16 protein-coding genes are annotated in these 15686 nt (G+C 33.4%); 4 read left to right on the top strand and 12 right to left on the bottom strand.

What is annotated here, in order from left to right:
* Positions 1–16: 16 nt before the first annotated feature.
* The 5 genes from ACZM4J_RS06225 to ACZM4J_RS06205 form a co-directional block, all read right to left on the bottom strand.
* Positions 17–1240, bottom strand: a complete 1224-nt coding sequence (locus ACZM4J_RS06225) for a leucine-rich repeat domain-containing protein (RefSeq protein ID WP_022165290.1) — start codon at positions 1238–1240, stop codon at positions 17–19.
* A gap of 119 nt (positions 1241–1359) precedes the next feature.
* Positions 1360–1767: a hypothetical protein gene (locus ACZM4J_RS06220; RefSeq protein WP_022165289.1), complete on the bottom strand. Its 408-nt coding sequence runs from the start codon at positions 1765–1767 to the stop codon at positions 1360–1362.
* Between the two features lie 147 nt (positions 1768–1914).
* Complete coding sequence (locus ACZM4J_RS06215) at positions 1915–2349, bottom strand: type II toxin-antitoxin system HicB family antitoxin (protein ID WP_022165288.1); 435 nt, start codon at positions 2347–2349, stop codon at positions 1915–1917.
* Between the two features lie 44 nt (positions 2350–2393).
* Positions 2394–2546: a type II toxin-antitoxin system HicA family toxin gene (locus tag ACZM4J_RS06210; RefSeq protein WP_412622552.1), complete on the bottom strand. Its 153-nt coding sequence runs from the start codon at positions 2544–2546 to the stop codon at positions 2394–2396.
* Between the two features lie 104 nt (positions 2547–2650).
* A complete protein-coding gene (locus ACZM4J_RS06205) occupies positions 2651–3406 on the bottom strand; it encodes an exodeoxyribonuclease III (protein ID WP_022165287.1) in 756 nt (251 codons plus the stop codon).
* Between the two features lie 247 nt (positions 3407–3653).
* On the opposite strand from ACZM4J_RS06205, the gene ACZM4J_RS06200 reads away from it, so the two are divergent.
* Positions 3654–4583: a DMT family transporter gene (locus ACZM4J_RS06200; protein ID WP_022165286.1), complete on the top strand. Its 930-nt coding sequence runs from the start codon at positions 3654–3656 to the stop codon at positions 4581–4583.
* A gap of 84 nt (positions 4584–4667) precedes the next feature.
* Here ACZM4J_RS06200 and ACZM4J_RS06195 read toward each other — a convergent pair whose 3' ends face one another.
* The 4 genes from ACZM4J_RS06195 to ACZM4J_RS06180 all read right to left on the bottom strand — a co-directional run bounded on the left by ACZM4J_RS06195 (position 4668) and on the right by ACZM4J_RS06180 (position 9232).
* Entirely contained in the window at positions 4668–5315 is a 648-nt protein-coding gene (locus ACZM4J_RS06195) for an HAD family hydrolase (RefSeq protein WP_022165285.1), read from the bottom strand.
* 215 nt (positions 5316–5530) lie between these two features.
* Positions 5531–7309 (bottom strand): oligoendopeptidase F, encoded by a 1779-nt coding sequence (pepF, locus tag ACZM4J_RS06190; RefSeq protein ID WP_412622463.1) that lies wholly within the window; start codon positions 7307–7309, stop codon positions 5531–5533.
* A 53-nt stretch (positions 7310–7362) separates the two neighbouring features.
* Positions 7363–8310, bottom strand: coding sequence for an AEC family transporter (locus ACZM4J_RS06185; protein ID WP_412622465.1), 948 nt, complete (start codon positions 8308–8310; stop codon positions 7363–7365).
* A 16-nt stretch (positions 8311–8326) separates the two neighbouring features.
* Complete coding sequence (locus ACZM4J_RS06180) at positions 8327–9232, bottom strand: deoxyribonuclease IV (RefSeq protein WP_428244820.1); 906 nt, start codon at positions 9230–9232, stop codon at positions 8327–8329.
* Positions 9233–9406: 174 nt separating this feature from the next.
* Here ACZM4J_RS06180 and ACZM4J_RS06175 point away from each other — a divergent pair, with 174 nt between their 5' ends.
* The gene (locus ACZM4J_RS06175; protein WP_489485800.1) at positions 9407–10165 is read left to right on the top strand and encodes a GNAT family N-acetyltransferase; all 759 of its coding nucleotides are present in this window, start codon (positions 9407–9409) and stop codon (positions 10163–10165) included.
* A 175-nt stretch (positions 10166–10340) separates the two neighbouring features.
* Here ACZM4J_RS06175 and lepB read toward each other — a convergent pair whose 3' ends face one another.
* Positions 10341–11174 (bottom strand): signal peptidase I, encoded by an 834-nt coding sequence (gene lepB / locus ACZM4J_RS06170; protein ID WP_243081036.1) that lies wholly within the window; start codon positions 11172–11174, stop codon positions 10341–10343.
* A gap of 96 nt (positions 11175–11270) precedes the next feature.
* Positions 11271–11891 (bottom strand): flavodoxin family protein, encoded by a 621-nt coding sequence (locus tag ACZM4J_RS06165; protein WP_302689555.1) that lies wholly within the window; start codon positions 11889–11891, stop codon positions 11271–11273.
* A 188-nt stretch (positions 11892–12079) separates the two neighbouring features.
* Between ACZM4J_RS06165 and ACZM4J_RS06160 the strand changes: the two genes are divergently transcribed.
* A complete protein-coding gene (locus tag ACZM4J_RS06160; protein ID WP_022165666.1) occupies positions 12080–12661 on the top strand; it encodes a xanthine phosphoribosyltransferase in 582 nt (193 codons plus the stop codon).
* A gap of 113 nt (positions 12662–12774) precedes the next feature.
* Entirely contained in the window at positions 12775–14100 is a 1326-nt protein-coding gene (locus tag ACZM4J_RS06155) for a uracil-xanthine permease family protein (protein WP_022165667.1), read from the top strand.
* A gap of 86 nt (positions 14101–14186) precedes the next feature.
* On the opposite strand, the gene ACZM4J_RS06150 is transcribed toward ACZM4J_RS06155, so the two are convergent.
* Positions 14187–15677, bottom strand: coding sequence for a glutamate synthase subunit beta (locus ACZM4J_RS06150; RefSeq protein WP_022165668.1), 1491 nt, complete (start codon positions 15675–15677; stop codon positions 14187–14189).
* Positions 15678–15686 lie beyond the last annotated feature (9 nt).

Below are 15686 nucleotides of genomic sequence, written 5' to 3'. Positions count from 1 at the left end.
CAACATTTTTATAGTATTATTTCTCCATTCTCACAACATTTACATTATCATCACAATGTAAGGTTTCTAACAGAACATTATTGGATAAATCCAGCTTTGTAATTTTATTATTAGCACAATTAAGTTCTTCTAAAGCTAAATTTTTTGATGTATCCAAATTGGATATTTCATTATATCCACAATCTAATTTTTTCAAGCGTGGATTATGTATAGTATCTAAATCTTTTAATTTATTATTTCCACAATATAAAATTACCAAATGTTCATTGTTTGAAACATTTATTTGAACTAATTCATTATTATTGCAATAAAGTGAAACTAACTGTTCATTGCCAGCTACATCAATGTTTTCAATATTACAATAACAACAATTCAAAGAAGATAATTCTTTATTGTTTGTTACATTCAATGATTTCAGTTTATTATTCGCACAACTAAGAGCTTTTAACTTCTGATTATTTGTTATATCAAGACTTGTTAATTGATTTTCGAAACATTCTAGTACTTCAAGTTCACTACTGTTCTCCACATTTAAGCCAGTCAAACTGTTGCCACTTACATTTAATGTTCTAAGTTCACTTAATCCTGTAATATCCAATGTGCCTGCTAGTTTTTTGTATGTCCAATTAATACTAATAAGTCTACCGTCTGACCATGTATATTCTTCTTTGTTTGAAACATCTGTGTTTACTGTTGCACCACTATTCCTTTGATTTTTAATTATTTTTTGTAATGCGTTTACATCATTTTCATTTAATTTTGTATTTTCCGTTTCAGAAGCCTTCGTTGTTGTCTCTTCTGTTGCCCTTGTTGTTGTCTCTGGTACAATTGTAGATTCCTGTTGGTTATTCTTTGAGGTTTGTTCCTCCTGCTTTGTAGTTGTAGGAATATTTTCTTTTATAGGTTTCTTTTTGGGTTTGCTAACATTTTTTGCTTTTTTTACTGTAATTTTACACTTATATTTCTTTTTTCCTACACGGGCAGTAATTGTAGCCTTTCCACTTTTTTTACCCTTTACTTTTCCTTTTTTTGTGACTGTTGCAATCTTCTTATTTGATGTTGTCCATTTTACTTTCTTTTTATTATTTTGCACCTTTAAAGTAACTGTTTTTCCAACATAAATAGTTATTTTGGTTTTGTTAAGTTTAATTTTTGCTGCACTTACATTTATTGTAGGTATACTAGCAAATACTAGCAAAACCGCAAGAGCTATTGATGTTATTTTTTTTAATTTGTTCATAATTAGTATTTCTCCTTTATTAAATATTAGTATGTACTACATATTAAGTTCTTTTATTAAATTACTTTCCATATCAAGTAACTCGCTAACATAAACTATTACAATTTTCCTATCAATATTTAATCCCTTAACCCATAAGCAATTATTTTATTATTTGAAGCATCAACATATACAACCAAATCTCCTAATATTGCATCATCTGTTTGATATATAATTTTAAAACTTTCCTCTGGCAATTTTTTATTTTTATCAACTAACGCAATGTTCTTTTCAGACTTAATGTCAATTTTTTTAACTTTCGCCTCATCAATGTTCACTACACTTTTTTTATCATTATTACCTAACTGTGCATACACAGTATTTATAAGCTTTTTGTAGTCTTTAATTTCAGTAGTTGTTTCTGTTTTTTCTACAGATTTCTTTTCAGTTATATACATTACAGCTTTTTCTTTATTATCACTTGTATTGCAACCTGAAACAGATAACATCAAACCACAGATTACACCCATTAAAATAATTTTTTTCATCACTACACCTCCGATTATCTTACCAATAATTTTTTACTCATCTTTTATTCTAAATAATACTATCAGACCATCAGTCTATATAGGTTGATAGTCTGATAGCATTAAATTACTTATTCTCTTCAATATAATCTTCTATATAACAATAATTTATCTTGAAACTCCCAATCTTGCCATTAATGCTTCTTGTAACACCTTTGAAACGTTAACATGTGCCTTTTCGGCTTCCTGATTTAACCAATTTGGAAGAGTTACATTTCGTCTAACAGTTCTATTATCTAACATTTTACGATACGATGTCAAATCTACATCTACTAATGATAAAATCATTTGTCCCTCACCATAAAAAGTTCCCTTTGAAACATCTATGTCATATATTTCTGATGGCTTGATTATTTTTTTACCATTATCCTCTGCTTCTATACAGTTTATTCCAATTGCATCTCTCGCCATCATAATAGCATCTGCCATTGTTCCCTTTGCTTTACCTTCCTCGTTTGCTTCTGTGATAATTCCAAGATCTGGTACCTCAATTAAAATATTCGTATCAACATCTGTAAAAATTACAGGATATGCTACCTTCATTCCATCAACCTCCATTCATTATACTATTTAGATATATGCTTGGACTATAACCCCCATTTTCTTAATATAGCTCTTGCCAGTCTTTCGTTTACTTCTTTATGTCTAGGAATCTGTTCTTCATCATCACCTCTTCTATATATATCGTGATTTCCCCCATGCCTTTGAAATTCAAACCCAACACTCTGAAGCTTTTTTATTAACTCACGCTACTTCATTAGTATTCCTCCTTATAAATATATAATGCACACTTAATACACACCAGTCAAGTGTTTATACATATTATTTACACATCTTATTTTTACTACATCTCCACTTCCAACTCTATAGGACAATGATCCGAACCCATTACATCTTTGTGAATATCTGCGCCCTTTATATTCTTCTCCAGTGCTTTTGAAACAAGAAAATAGTCTATGCGCCAGCCTGCGTTCTTTTCTCTTGCCTTGAATCTGTATGACCACCAACTGTAGCGGCCTTCATCTTCCGGATAAAAATATCTGAATGTGTCAATGAAACCGGCTTCCAAAAGCGTTGTCATTTTTTCTCGCTCTTCATCTGTAAAACCGGCATTTTTTCTGTTAGTTTTTGGATTTTTTAAATCGATTTCTTTATGAGCAACATTCAAGTCTCCACATATAATAACCGGCTTTGTTTCTTCCAATTTCTTGAGATATGCTCTGAAATCATCTTCCCATTCCATTCTGTAATCCAAACGTTTTAGTTCATTTTGTGAGTTTGGTGTGTAACAGGTAACCATATAAAACTTTTCAAACTCTAAAGTTATTACTCGCCCTTCCTTGTCATGTTTCTCTATCCCAATACCATAACTTACTGACATGGGTTCTTTTTTTGTAAAAATAGCAGTTCCTGAATAGCCTTTTTTTTCTGCATAATTCCAATACTGATAATATCCGGGCATATCAAGTTCTAACTGCCCAGCCTGCATTTTTGATTCCTGTATACAAAAAATATCCGCATCAATTTCGTTAAAAAAATCCATAAACCCTTTTGTTACACAGGCTCTTATTCCATTTACATTCCATGATATTAATTTCATTTTTCTTCTCCTCATTTTTCTACTAGCGTTAATCAATTTACTTAATTTCCAGTTTAACAAATTTTCTCATAAATATGTAGTTAAATAATGCAATAACTCTTCCCACACCAAGCACCGCAATAACCGTACCAACTCCAATTCTAACAGGTATTGTACTCCAAACAGTTCCCGGCTACTTTCCAAAATTTGCAAATTTTCTCTCTTCCATTTATACTGATAACTGCGATTATTACAAAGGAGACACGCAATGAATTCATTAAAAATCAGAAATTCACTTATTTTAATTTTAACGGCATTAATATGGGGTGTGGCATTTGTAGCTCAAAGTGTTGGTGGCGACAGCCTGGGGCCTTATACTTTTAACTGCATCCGTTCTTTTATAGGTGCATTAGTTTTAATACCTGTTATTTTTATTTTTTCAAAAAACAGTCAATCACCTTTCACTTCAAAAAATAAACAACGAAAGTTTTTAATTTTAGGTGGCTTATGTTGTGGTGCATGCCTTTTCTTAGGAAGTACACTTCAACAGCTTGGCTTATATCTGGGGGCTTCTGCCGGAAAAGCCGGATTTTTAACAGCCTGCTATATTCTGTTAGTGCCAATTATCGGTTTGTTTTTCAAAAATAAATGCGGCATAAATATTTGGATAGGTGTTGTACTTACTTTAATTGGATTATATATGTTGTGTTTTGACGGTTCTTTTTCTTTTAAAGTAGCGGATTTACTTTTATTACTTTGTGCTTTATTTTTTGCCGTACATATTTTAGTTATTAATTATTTTTCGCCGTTGGTAGATGGAATAAAATTATCATGCATACAATTCTTTGTTTGCGGAATTTTAGGTTTGGTACCAATGTTTTTTTCTGAAATGGGACGCTCTTTTGCAAACATCGGCACATGGGCAAAAGTTTTTACATCCCCTAGTGCCTGGATTCCTATTCTATATGCCGGAATTATGTCTTGTGGTGTAGGCTATACAGGTCAGATTATCGGACAAAAAGGTATGAATCCTACTGTCGCCTCATTACTTTTAAGTTTAGAATCAGTTTTTTCAGTTCTGGCAGGTTGGATTATTCTCGGTGAGACCATGGGACTTAAACAACTCTGCGGCTGCGGACTTATTTTTATAGCAATTGTTTTAGCCCAATTACCTACAAAAAACGGCAAAAGTATTTAGATACAAATGAATATCTTTTATCCATCCATTCTCCAATTAAGCCTACTGCTTTTCCCATTGTAACAATGGTAAAAGCAACTTTAATTACAATAATTGTTTAAACGTTGTTATATATTTATCAGCAATTTCCATAATTGCCCTTTTATTAATTAATGACTTTTCATCTTCTACAGCTACAACTCCAAAACCGCCTCTTTTTGCCGATTCTATTGCTGTTATGATATCTTCAAATACCACGCAGCTATTTTTTTCTATTTCCATTCTTTTAGCTGCTTCTATGTATATGTCAGGATGATTCTTTCCTCTTGGCACCTGATTAACAGTAATAATTTCATCAAAGGAGTCAATTATTCCTTCTCGTTCAAGTGTTGGAATAAATAGTTCCTTGTCGGAAGATGTGGCAATTGAGAGCTTCTTACCCTGCTCTTTCATTTTCTTAATAAAAGTTTTTGCATAGGGCTTACATTGAACCTTGTCCTTGTATTCTTTTTTTGCCATATCAAACCATTCGCGAACTAAATCTTCCGGTCTTTCCTTATAAAGTCCAAATCTTTCAATTGTATAAACTGCTGCATTTTCTGCTCCCATTGGAGAGATTGTCTCAACATAATCTTCAGGAACCTGAAAACCTCTGTCTCCCAAAAACTTTATATCAACCATATCCCATACCCAGGAACTGTCAATTATGGTCCCATCTAAATCAAAAATCAATCCCTGTGCTTTCTCAATCATCCCTTTTCCTTTCGTAATATTTCTTATAAACCATATACAGTAATGTCAAACCTACTAATGGAACAAATGAATATTTAAGAAAGTGCTGCGGAGCCGTCGGTTCACAAAGGCAGCGTAGTCGGCTTTGTAGAACCGCTACGAGCGAAGAGCAGCGGGAGCGTGCTTTCGTAATATTCATTTGTTTCTGTAGTGAGATTGGAAATAATCTGTAAATTCTAAATCAATGCTTCCATTTCATCAAGAAGTTCCCTAAACAATTGCAATGCCTCTCTTACAGGTTCTTCTTTTGTCATGTCCACACCTGCTAATTTAAGCAAATCAATTGGAGCTTTTGAACCACCACCTGTTAAGAATTTCATATAATCTTTTACTCCTGCTTCTCCTTCTTTCATTATTTTTCTTGAAAGAGTTATTGCAGCTGAAATTCCCGTTGCATACTGATATACATAAAAAGGATTGTAAAAGTGTGGTATTCTTGCCCACTCTAAAGCGATTTCCTTATCAAGTACAATATCCTCACCAAAATACAATTTGTTCAAATCATAATATGTTTCACACAATACATTTGCTGTTAATGTTTCTCCTTTTTGAACCATTTCGTGTGTTATTTTTTCAAATTCAGCAAACATTGTCTGACGATACAATGTTCCTTTAAACTGTTCCAAAAAGTGATTAATTAAATACGCTCTTGTTTCTTTGTCTTTTGTTTTCTTTAATAAATCGTGAATTAAAAGTGATTCATTGCATGTAGATGCCACTTCTGCCACAAAGATTTTGTAACCTGCATTAATGTAGGTCTGGTTTGCATCTGAATAATATGAGTGCAGAGCATGTCCCATTTCGTGTGCCAAAGTAAATACATGGTCCAAAGTTCCCTGAAAATTTAAAAGTACATAAGGATGTGTTCCGTATGCGCCCCATGAATATGCACCGCTTCTTTTTCCTTCATTCTCGTACACATCAATCCAACGGTTATCAAAACCTTCCTGAAGTTTACTTAAATATTCTTCTCCCATAGGTGCAAGACCTTCTTTTACTATTGCCTTAGCTTCCTCAAAGGAATATTTTTTACTTGGAGCCTTTGCAATTGGTGCGTAAATATCATACATATGAAGCTCTTCTACACCTAAAGCTTTCTTGCGAAGCCTTACATATCTATACATTAAATCCATGTTTTCGTGAACAACTTTTATAAGATTATCGTACACACTTTCAGGAATATTGCTGCCATCCAGATACATTGCTCTTGAAGATGGATACTTTCTTACGTCAGCATAAAAATTTGCCTGTTCCACGTTTGCATTATAAGTAGCCGCAATTGTATTTTTCATTGCACCATAAGTATTGTAAAGTCCTGTAAAAGCATTCTTTCTTAATTCTCTATCTTCTCCTGATAAAATCGGAACAAAATTTCCATGAGTAATTTTTATTTCTTTTCCTTCACTATCCTTAACTGTAGGAAAATCAATGTCCGCTCCATTATACATGGCATAAATATTATCAGCGGCATTTGCCATCTTTTTACTTTTTGCCAATATTTCTTCTGTTTTCTTATCTAAAGTGTGCTTTTTACTTCTTAATATTTCTTCAATATATCTTTTATAGTTGTTTAATTTTTCATCTTCTAACCACTGGTTAATTGTGGCTTCATCTATTTCAAGAACCTCTGGTTCAAAAAATGCACTTGCACTGCCAATATCTACAACAAGTTTCTGTGCTTTTCCTGAATATGCCTGATACTTTCCATTACCCATGTCTTCATGATATTTTTGATTTGCATAAACATAAAGTCTTTCAGCAAGCAAACTTATTTCATCATTAAATTTCAAAAACTCTATTAGTTTATCTTTGCTGTCTTTTATTTTTCCTGAAAACTCTTTGTACTTAGCTACTTCTTTTGTAGCCTTTTCAAAATCTTCTTTCCAAACTTTATCACTTGGGAACATATCTTCCATGTTCCATGTGTCGTTAATTTTTTGTTCTGATCTTTTCATATTACACTCTTTCCTTTATAAATATCCCAATTTTTCATTAATGCCAGAAACTTCTACAAATATCCCAAACTTCTTAAAACAAAAATTATGCCTGTTATTGAAAATGCTGAGAATAAAGTTGTAAGAACAATTACGCTACTTGTTAATGTTCCTTCTGACTTCATGCTCTTAGCCATTACATAGCAACTTGGTGTTGTTGGTGAGCCAAGCATAATTACAAGTGCCATTAATTCATCGTTTCTAAAGCCCATTTTTATGGCAATTGGAAGGAATATTAATGGCCAGCCAACTAATTTTAAAGCTGTGGCAATTACTGCCGGTTTCATTCTCTCTATTGCTTTTCCAAATTCGAAACTACCACCGATGGCTAAAAGCGCCAAAGGTGTTGTGATTTTTGCAAAGTTGTTTACTGTGTTATCAAGCATTGGTGGGAATTTTATTTTTAACGCTGAAAAAATAACACCTATTACAATACCTAAAATAATTGGATTTGTAGCTATTCCCTTTAATGTTTTTGCTAATGTTTTCTCCTGTTTAGCTCCCTTTTCAGGACACTCAACAGTAAGAATTATAACTGCATACACATTATACAGAGGCACTGCTCCGATTATCATTAACGGTAACATTCCTGCGTCTCCATAAATATTTAAAATAAAAGCTGCTCCTAAAACTGCTGCACTACTTCTATAAGATGCCTGTACAAATTCTGCAATTATGCTTTTGTCCTTCATTACTATCTTGGTAACAATAGTTGTTCCTATACAACATAGCAACGTAACAAAAAAGCAAAACAAAACGTATGTTAAATCAAACTTTTTTAGGAAATCATTATTCATCATGTCCTGAATCAACAAAAGTGGTAATGTTACCGTAAATGTTAATTTGTTTGATGCTTTAATGAAGCCATCATTTATCCAACCTATTTTCTTAAATATGTAACCTGCAACAATAACTACAAAAACAGGAACTGTTGCGTTTAAACTATAAATTAAATTATCCATTTATGTCATCTCTTTTCTACTTGTTGTTTTCCAAAATAATATTTTGTAAGTTGGGATTGAATTTTCCTTCTTTAATCATGGCAATCTCATAACCGTAAGGGGCGTATGATTTCTTTGAGTTTTCAGGATCTTTGACGTAAGGTGTCTCTAATATTTTAGGCACATTTTCAAAATCCTTCATATATATAATTTCTCTTAAAGTATCATAGCCAATGTTTCCAAAACCAATATTTTCGTGTCTGTCTTTTCCGGCACCACATGGATTTTTACTGTCATTAATGTGGAAAACAGCAATTTGATCAGCACCTATTATTTTGTCAAACTGTGTAAAAGTACCGCTTAAATCATTAACTAAGTCATACCCGCTGTCATTTACATGGCATGTGTCAAAACAAACTCTCAACTTGTCATTGTATTTTACTCCATCGTAAATTCTTGCAAGTTCCTCAAAATTTCTTCCAATCTCACTGCCTTTTCCAGCCATTGTTTCAAGTGCCACATATACATCTGTGTCCTTTGTTAACACATTATTTAATCCTTTTATAATCTGGTTGATACCTACATCCACGCCTGCACCAACGTGAGAGCCCGGATGTAAAACCATAACTTTACTTCCCATTGCACTGCTTCTTTCTAATTCTGTGCCAAGAAAAGTTTCTGCTATCTCAAAAGTTTCAGGTTTTACCGTATTTCCTAAATTAATAATGTATGGTGCATGAATTATAATTTCTTCTATATCATTTTCCTTCATGTACTCCCATGCCTTATCTATATTTAATTCGCTTATGTCTTTTCTTCTTGTGTTCTGTGGTGCTCCTGTGTATGCCATAAATACATTCGCACCGTAAGACTTAGCTTCTTTTGCTGAACCTAAAAGCATGTCTTTTCCACTCATTTTTACATGAGAACCTATTTTTAACATATTTCTATCCTTTCCCGCCGTACATTTTTTTACATACAGACGCTTTTTTAATATAGCACAGATAGTGTATTTTTTCTATTAGGTTTGTTATAATTAAAAACGAACAGTTTCTTTATGGCAACCGTGATTAAATTATTTTAAATAACTTTTTTCTATTAGAAATGAGGTGAAACAATGAACCCTGATTATGTTATAAACAGAACCAGTGCTTTTACATTAGGATTAATAAAAAACTGCAAAAATATTCACAAAATCTGTTCCACTGAGGATAATCTTCAATATGAATTCTTTTTGGAAGACGACTTTTCAATATGTAAAAATCTTCCACGATTATACTATGGAACTTTTAACGAAAAAATTGTTGGCTTTCTTTCTGTTTTTGTAATAGATGATTTCCATTGTGAAATCTGTATGTTTGTTATGCCTACATATCGTGGTGGGCATCTTGGTAGAAATCTTTTTATGGAATTTCAGGAAGATTACAAAAACTTCTATGTGGAAACAAGCATTCATCCAAACAATATTTTTGGAAAAAATTACATTAATACTTTAGATTTTCAATATAATAATTCTAATGTATTAATGGAATTGGATTTAGAAGATTTTGTAAATCACAACACTATTGAAAATATAGATTACGAATATGAGGATGGGTATTTTTATTTCTATAATGATAATATTCCTATTGGAAGCTGTCTTGTTACTTCAATTCTTCCTGATTGTGCCTGCATATCGGAAGTTGCCATTGATGACAAGTTTCAAAACAAAGGCTATGGCTACAAGTTTCTCGCATTTGTTTTCAAAAAAATTTCAAAAGACTATCACTTTGTAGTTTTACATGTAGAAAAAGAAAACATACCCGCTTACAGACTTTATACAAAAATGGGATTTGTAGAAAAGGAAACATCTGTAACCTATAGTAAAAGCCTATAAAGTAACCGGCTTGTGACCCCCCTATAAGTTAGATTTTATAATCCAACCTTTCGGATATCAGTTCATGCCACATACTTTATAGGCTTTTTATTTTATAATTTCTGTTCTGAATTTTTACTATAATCTTTATTTCACTGTCATTTGTTTTTACTGTCAGTTATTAACTTTTTAATTCTTATTTGCTGCTTTTATTATCAATTGAGTATGTTTCATGCTCAAACTTTTCAACATCAACTTTTCCCTGTGACCAATATTTAAACTCTGCTTTTGCAATTATGCCATCTCGCTTTACAAAAGTATTAGTCCAATATCTTGCATCACTTGATCTGTTACGGTTATCACCTAACATAAAATAACTGTCTTCAGGAACATTATATGTTAATGGTTCGTCTGATCCATTAACTTCTGTCCACTCTTCTGGTAAGTAAGGTTCCTCTAAAGGTGTTTTACTGTCGTTTATATAAATCTTTGCATTCTTTATAACCACTTTATCACCAGGTAAACCAATAACTCGTTTAACATAGTATTTTTCATCGCTTGGGCTGTTTTCGTTAAAATCAGGATTTTCAAAAATAACAATGTCACCACGCTGTGGATCTGAGAACCAATATGCAGTTCTAAGTCCTATCATTCTATCCCCAATCTGGATAGTGTTAAGCATGGAACCTGATGGAACATTTGCATTCATAATAATTACGTTGTTTACAACAAAAGCAATTACCACTGCAATTACAAAAATTTTAACCCAGCTTAAAATTTCTCTTACAAGACTAAACTCCTGCTGATCCTTTTTATTTTTTTTACCCTTCTTTTTGGTCTCTTTATTTTGATTACTTGAATCTTCAGACTTGGCTGTTTCTTCACCAGATGTTTCTGTATTGTCTAAAGCTTCACCTTCTTCAAAATTATTTTCTGAACTGTTTTCAGTTGTATTGTTTTCTGAATCGTATACAGAATTGTTTTCTTCTGTAATTTCATTATTGTTAATATTGTCTTTATTCATGTTCATACCTTTCTTTTGGTTTTCACCACTCGTTCTAGTATAATAGAAGCAACTCCGTTATGCAATAAATGATTTGTAAGAATAATGTGAATATTCTGTGTTTTATCTGATAAAGTTAGTTTTTACCGGTGCTTCAGGTTCAGGATGAACAATTCCGTTTTCTTTTCCAAGTTCAATACATTTAAGTATCCAAGCCATGTTTCTGCCTATATTTCTAACTATCTGAAGACCTTCTAAATCCTGTTTTACCTCGTCAGGATTGCTTCCATGAACCATTGGCCAGTAATTTCCGTTAATTAAAGGCATGTGGAAAAACTCAGGTACCTTAACCATCTCATCAAGGGCTGTTGTTGTACCTGCTCTTCTTGCACTTACAACCATTGCAGCCGGTTTATATTTCAAATCTTTTCCTGCACTCCAGGAAAGTCTGTGCATAAATCCCATCATGTTTCCACTAATTGAAGCATAATGAACAGGGCTTCCAAACACTACTGCATCAGCATCTTTTAACTTCTTTGCTGCCTCTACAACTTCGCCACCGTACACGCACTCACCAGACTTACTACATCCGCCACAGCCCATGCAGCTTCCCTGTGGATGAGCACCCACGTGCATGATTTCTGTTTCTACTCCTTCTTCGTTTAAAACCTTTGCCATTTCTTCCAAAGCTGTGTATGTACATCCTCTTGCTTTCGGACTGCCATTAAACATTAATACCTTCATATATTTCCTCCAAAAAATAAATTTTCCAATTTTAAATCTTAATCTTTTTATTAACCTTTGGTATTATAACACAATTTTCTTTATATTTATATGGTTTCTTCTATTGTAATATATTCGTAAATTTGATACCCTATTCTTTATGAAAACTTTTTTTTAGGATTAAAAATATACAATTGGAGGATTTCACAATGAACTTTTTAGAAGAAAGAATTGTAAAAGACGGCGTTGTTAAGGAAGGCAATGTGTTAAAAGTTGACAGCTTCCTAAATCATCAGATGGACATTGATTTGTTTGAAGAGATGGGTGCTGAATTCAAACGTCGTTTTGCTGATTCAAACATTACAAAAATCGTAACTATTGAATCATCTGGTATTGGTATTGCATGTATCGTTGCAAGATATTTTAATGTGCCTGTTGTTTTTGCAAAAAAATCAAAGAGCATCAACATTGACGGCGATATGTATGTAGCCGAAGTTGAATCATTTACACATAAATGCAAGAATCAGGTTATTGTTTCAAAGAAATTTTTAAATGAAGATGATCACGTTCTTATTATAGACGACTTCCTTGCTAACGGTTGTGCTCTTCAGGGACTAATTTCTATTGTCAGCGAAGCAGGTGGCACTGTTGAAGGTATTGGTATTGCCATCGAAAAAGGCTTCCAGGCAGGCGGCCGTATGATTAGAAATCTTGGTTATCGTTTAGAATCTCTTGCCATTGTAGACAGCATGGACGCAGAAAAAGGAACTATTGAATTTCGTGAACAATAATTTATTTGCCAATAATAACATAAGTAATTATATGAAAAACTCCATTCATTTTTTAGTATAAATTAGTGTTACAAACTATGGATTTTCTATAAAATAAAGGAGAGATATTTATTATGAACAAAACAAAACAATCTGGAAACACAGAAAATCTTTACCATCTGGATGGAAAGATTCCTGTAAAAACAGCAATTCCTTTTGGACTTCAGCACATTCTTGCAATGTTTGTAGCTAATATTGCACCTATCTCAATTGTAGCAGGTGCCTGTGGACTTAAAGCTTCACAAACAGCAATACTTATTCAATGTGCCATGATTATTGCAGGTATTGGAACTTTGGTACAGCTTTTCCCTGTTTGGCGAGTTGGGTCAGGACTTCCTATTGTAATGGGTATTAGTTTTACTTTTGTATCTGTTTTTTGCTTTATTGGTCCTAAGTACGGCTACGGTGCCATAATGGGTGCTGTTTTAGTTGGTGGTATCATCGAAGGGACTCTTGGACTTTTTGCAAAATACTGGATTAAACTTATTACTCCGGTTGTGGCTGCCAGCGTAGTTACTGCCATTGGTTTTTCACTTTTATCTGTTGGTGCTTCATCATTTGGTGGAGGAAGTGGAAGTGAAACTTTTGGTTCCGCTGAACATTGGATTCTAGGATGCATTACTTTACTTGCTTGTATCTTATTTAACATATTTGCAAAAGGCTTTTGGAAACAGTTATCTGTTTTATTTGGATTAATTGTTGGTTACATTGTTGCAACATGTATGGGGATGGTTGATTTTACAGCTATTACTGAAAGCTCATTTATTGCCCTACCACATTTTATGCCTTTTAAAATGGAATTTAACTGGAATGCCATTATTTCAGTAACACTTATTTTCTTGGTTTCGGCAACTGAAACTATTGGTGATACAAGTGCTCTTGCATCATCAGCATTAGATAGAAATGCAACTACAAAAGAAACTTCAGGTTCTATTGGCTGTGACGGCTTTGTCAGTGCCATTTCATCTTTATTCGGATGTCTTCCAATTACATCATTTAGTCAGAACGTTGGTCTTGTAGCAATGACAAAAGTTGTAAACCGTTTTGCTATTGCCGCAGGTGCAATTATTATGATTTTAGCAGGATTCTTCCCTGTTATCGGTGCAATACTTGCCACACTTCCTGATGCAGTTCTTGGTGGCTGTACTATTATGATGTTTGGTAATATTGTAATCAGTGGTATGCAGATGCTTGGTAAATGTGGATACTCTCAAAGAAATATCACTATTGTAGCTTTGTCTCTCAGTGTTGGACTTGGATTTACACAGGTTCCTGAGATTTTCAATATTTTCCCACAAATTGTTAAAACAGTATTTGCAGAAAACTGTGTAGCCGTTGTATTTATAATGGCAATTGTACTTAACTTAATTCTTCCAAAAAATATGGAAGTAGATAGATAAGTAAAAAGCTCCAAGGCATTAAAACACTAAAATACCTTGGAGCTATAATATTATGTCATTTTTCTGTAAGTTTCCAATCCTTTTAATTATAAATTACTATAACCCATCAGCGCCTGGTCAACTTCTTTTGCACAATCTCTTCCTTCTCTAATTGCCCAAACTACTAATGACTGGCCTCTGTGAACATCTCCTGCTGTAAATACATTTTCAGCACTTGTAGCATGTTTACCAGGTTCTGTTTTTACATTTGTTCTTCCATCAGTTTCAACCTTAAATGCTTTAGTAACATAGTCTTCACTACCAAGAAATCCTGCCGCAATAAGAACTAACTGGCAATCAACCTCATATTCTGAACCTTTGATTTCAACCATGTTCAAACGACCTGTTTTTGCGTCCTTCTTAGCTTCTAACTTAACTAATACAAGCTTCTTAAGATTGCCTGCTTTATCCTTAACAAACTCTTTTACAGTTGTCTGATAAACTCTAGGATCATGTCCAAACATTGCAATAGCTTCTTCCTGACCGTAATCTGTCTTGCAGATACGTGGCCATTCAGGCCATGGATTACTTTCTAATCTTTCATCCGGTGCTTTTGGCATCATTTCTAACTGAAGTACACTCTTTGCTCCATGACGAATACTTGTACCTACACAGTCATTACCTGTATCACCACCGCCGATAACAACAACGTCTTTTCCTTTTGCTGATACATAAGTTCCATCAACCAACTTGCCGTTGTTATTTAAAAGACTCTTTGTTGTAGATGTTAAGAAATCTACTGCGAAATAAATTCCGTTAGCATCTCTTCCCGGTGCCTTAATGTCTCTTGCATGTCTTGAACCACAAGCTAATACAACCTTGTCGTATTTCTTTAATAACTCATTTGCTTTAACATCTTTTCCTACGTTTACACCTGTTTTAAACTCAACGCCTTCTTCTTTCATAATGGCAATTTTTCTATCAATAACATGCTTTTCTAATTTCATGTTTGGAATACCATACATTAAAAGACCGCCGATTCTGTCATCTCTTTCAAAAACAGTAACACTATGACCTCTTTTATTTAACTGATCTGCAACTGCAAGTCCTGATGGTCCGGAACCAACAACAGCTACTGTTTTTCCTGTTCTGACTGCCGGTGCCTTTGCTTTTGCATATCCTTTTTCATAGGCATTTTCAATAATTAAATGTTCATTTGCCCTTACTGAAACCGGATCACCGTTTAGTCCACATGTACATGCTTTTTCGCAAAGTGCAGGACAAACACGTGATGTAAATTCTGGAAAATTATTTGTTTTATGAAGTCTGTTATATGCCTGCTCCATATTTCCCATATATAATAAATCATTCCATTCAGGAACCAGGTTGTTTAGAGGACAACCTGATACCATACCTGCAATAACCTGTCCGTTCTGACAAAATGGCACGCCACAATCCATACATCTTGCAGCCTGACATTTCTGTTTTTCAACAGATAGAGGTTCATGGAATTCATTAAAGTTTTTTATTCTTTCTTTCGGAGAAATTGCTTTAGCTTCTTCTCTTTCATAATCTAAAAATCCTGTTGGCTTTCCCATTATTTTATC

It is taken from the genome of Eubacterium sp. (assembly GCF_057858645.1).
The sequence above is the reverse complement of the archived record's forward strand: the minus strand, read 5'-3'. Positions and strand labels throughout refer to the sequence as shown.